This window comes from uncultured Amaricoccus sp., assembly GCF_937858865.1.
GTDB lineage: Bacteria > Pseudomonadota > Alphaproteobacteria > Rhodobacterales > Rhodobacteraceae > Amaricoccus.
Genome location: NZ_CALLYO010000097.1, coordinates 1 through 2,946, shown reverse-complemented (window position 1 = coordinate 2,946; position 2,946 = coordinate 1). Strand labels below are relative to the sequence as shown.

The 2,946-nt window shown below is 72.8% G+C and carries 2 protein-coding genes and 2 pseudogenes; all 4 read right to left on the bottom strand.

The window, feature by feature from the left end; translation table 11 throughout:
* A pseudogene (locus Q0112_RS02580) lies at positions 1–548 on the bottom strand (tol-pal system protein); the annotation flags it as partial.
* Positions 549–581: 33 nt separating this feature from the next.
* The gene (gene pal / locus Q0112_RS02575) at positions 582–1,097 is read right to left on the bottom strand and encodes a peptidoglycan-associated lipoprotein Pal (protein ID WP_297970992.1); all 516 of its coding nucleotides are present in this window, start codon (positions 1,095–1,097) and stop codon (positions 582–584) included.
* A gap of 20 nt (positions 1,098–1,117) precedes the next feature.
* A complete protein-coding gene (tolB, locus tag Q0112_RS02570; protein ID WP_297970988.1) occupies positions 1,118–2,446 on the bottom strand; it encodes a Tol-Pal system beta propeller repeat protein TolB in 1,329 nt (442 codons plus the stop codon).
* Positions 2,440–2,946: pseudogene (locus tag Q0112_RS02565) on the bottom strand (hypothetical protein); the annotation flags it as partial. The gene tolB and the pseudogene Q0112_RS02565, both read right to left, overlap by 7 nt.

Below are 2,946 nucleotides of genomic sequence, written 5' to 3'. Positions count from 1 at the left end.
TGCACGAACTGGCCGAAGAGATCGGCCGCCTTCTGGTTGTCGCCGGCGGCGGCCGCGGCGACCGCGGCGTCGAAGTCCGCCTGCTCGGCCACGGCGAGCGAGCCGCTGCCGGGCGCCGCTGCGGCCGGCGAGACCGGGCGCGCCCGCGGGCGGGTGACGCCGCCGCCGAGCGGGGCGGGCTCGGGCTTCACGCTGGTGTCGCCGCCCTCGAGCTCGGTCAGGCGGAACTCGATGTCGCCGACGCGGTTGGTGGCGTCCTCGGTGATGCGGATGACGTCGTTGGTCAGCACGTCCACCCGGTCGGTCAGGTGGCGGAGCTCGGCCTCGAGCTGGTCGAGCCGGGTGAGCGCGGTCGCCGGCGCGGCTGGAAGGCCGCCGGCGGCGCCGGTGCGCACCAGCTCGTCGCGGAGCTGCTGGATCTGGTTGCTGAGCACGCTCAGCTCCGCCTTCACGTCGGCGAGCGTGCGCTTGTCCTGCGCGAGGACGGGGGGGGCGAGCGCGAGCGCCGCCGCCAGCACCAGAACCCCGATCCGCCGAACCGTGAGCATCGCCATCTCCATGCCAGCGCCCGCTCTAGCGCATCAGGCCCCGGCGCCGCCAGTCACAACGGTGACAGCGCGCCGGTTCTGCGACCAGCAGCTCTCGTTGTCGCAGGTGGCGACCGGCCGCTCGCGGCCGTAGGTGATGATCGAGATGCGGCTGTCCGGGATGCCCTGGCTCACCATGTAGTTGCGGACGGCACTCGCCCGGCTCGAGCCGAGGGCGAGGTTGTATTCGCCGGTGCCGCGCTCGTCGGCGTGGCCCTCGATCAGGATCGGGCTGGTGGCATTCTGCTTCAGCCAGCCGATCTGGGCGTTGAGGATGCCGATCGCCTCCGCGCTCAGCGTCGTCTGGTCGACGGCGAAGAGGACCCGGTCGCTGATGTTGCTGCCGGGCAGCGTCCCGCCGTACGCGCCGAGCGGCCCGGTGCCGACGCCGTCGAGGCCGCCCGCGCCGCCGCTGTAGCCGGCGTCGGGGACCGTGACGTCGCTGTTGCGCGCGCAGCCGGCGGCGGCGAGCATTGCGGCCGCCAGCGCCAGGATCGTGACCTTCCTCATCCTCTCGTCCTTCCTCTCGCTCAGCTCAGGAGCCCCGACCACGAGGGGTCGGAGGCGAAGCCCGCCGTCGGCACCTGTCTCAGGTTACGCCCGGTGATGTCCACCGAATAGAGCTGCGGACCGCCGCCCGAGCCCGGGCTCTCGCGGAAGAACATCAGCACCCGTCCGTTCGGCGCCCAGCTCGGCCCCTCGTCGAGGTAGCTGCCGGTCAGCAGCTTCTCGCCCGAGCCGTCGGTGCGCATGACGCCGATGTGGAAGCGCCCGCCGTCGATCTTGGTGAAGGCGATCATGTCGCCGCGCGGCGACCAGACCGGGGTCGCGTAGCGCCCGGCGCCGAAGCTGATCCGCTGCGCCTCGCCGCCCGAGGCCGGCATGACGTAGATCTGCTGCGTGCCGCCGCGGTCGCTCTCGAAGACGATCTGGTTGCCGTCGGGCGAGAAGCAGGGGGCGGTGTCGATCGAGGAGGTGCGGGTGAGCTGGGTCTCGCCGCGCCCGCCGAGGCTCTTCACGAAGATGTCCGACCCGGTGCCGACCGACTTCGAGAAGATCGCCCGCTTGCCGTCGGGCGAGAAGCGCGGCGCGAAGGTCATCCCCGAGGTGTCGTCGATGACGGTGCGGCTGCCGCCGCCGGCCTGCATCAGCATCACCTTGGGCGCGCCCCGCTCGTAGCTGGTGTAGAGCACCTGGCTCGCGCTCTGCGACAGGCGCGGGGTCAGCACCAGCGCGCTGCCGTCGGTCAGCATCACCGCGTTGGCCCCGTCGTAGTCCATGATCGCGAGCTGCTTGCGCCGCGCGTCCTTCGGCCCGGAGGCGGCGATGAAGGCGACCTTGCTGTCGAAATAGCCGCTCTCGCCGGTCAGCCGCGAATAGACCGCGTCGGCCACCTTGTGCGCGAGCCGGCGCCAGCTCGCGGCAGCGCCCTCGAACTTCAGCCCCTCGCCGAGCCCCTGCTGGGCGAAGACGTCCCAGAGGCGGAAGCGCACCTGCGCCCGGTCGCCGCTTGTCCCGACCGCGCCGGTGATCAGCGCCTGGGCGTTGATCGCCTTCCAGTCGGCGAAGGCGACCGGCGCGTCGAAGTTCGAGATCCGCCCGATGTGCGCCGCGCTCGGGATCTCGCGGAAGAGCCCGGTCCCGGTCAGATCGGCGATCACCACCTGGGTGATGCGCGCGGCGAGATCGGCCGCGGCCGCACTGTCCGGCACGAAGCCCGGCGCCGCGAACGGCATCGGCTCGACCACGCCTTCGGTGATCTCGATCCTGAGCGGCGCCTGGGCCGCGCCGGCGAACGGCCGCAGCATCAGCGCCGCGGGCACGCCGATCAGGAGGTTGCGGCGGAGCCGGTCTACCATGACACCATTCCTTCGGGATTGAAGACGACTTCGATGTTGCGCCACTGGCCGTACTTCTCGCGCGGCAGCGAATAGGGCGCGCAGCGGATGAGCGCCCGCCGCCCGGCCTCGAAGGCCTGCTGGAAGCGCGGGTCGGGCGGGTTGCGCGGCTCGATCAGGCGGATCGAGGCGTTGATGACCGCGCCGTCGGCGGCGAGTTCGGCGGCGAGCGTCACCTTGAGCTCCTGCGCGTCGCGCAGCCCCGCCGGCACGTTCCAGCAGCGCTGCACGGCGAGCTTCAGCCCGTCCTTCTCGGAGTTCGAGAGCGGCGGCCCGACCGGCAGCGAGGTCGCCTCGGACGCGCTCGGCTCGGCCGGGGCGGCGGGCGCCGGCGGCGTCGCGGGCGTGGGCGGGGTCGCGTTGTTCTGCCGCGCCTGCTGGCGGACGGCGGCCATCACCGCCTCGGCGGTGGCGTCGCGGGCCGGGGCGGCCGGTGCGGGCGCCGCCACGCGCTGGTTGCC

Excerpts from the sequence above, each read along its gene's own strand:
- tolB (WP_297970988.1), bottom strand. The coding sequence starts at position 2,446 with ATGGTAGACCGGCTCCGCCGCAACCTCCTGATCGGCGTGCCCGCGGCG.
- pal (WP_297970992.1), bottom strand. The coding sequence starts at position 1,097 with ATGAGGAAGGTCACGATCCTGGCGCTGGCGGCCGCAATGCTCGCCGCC.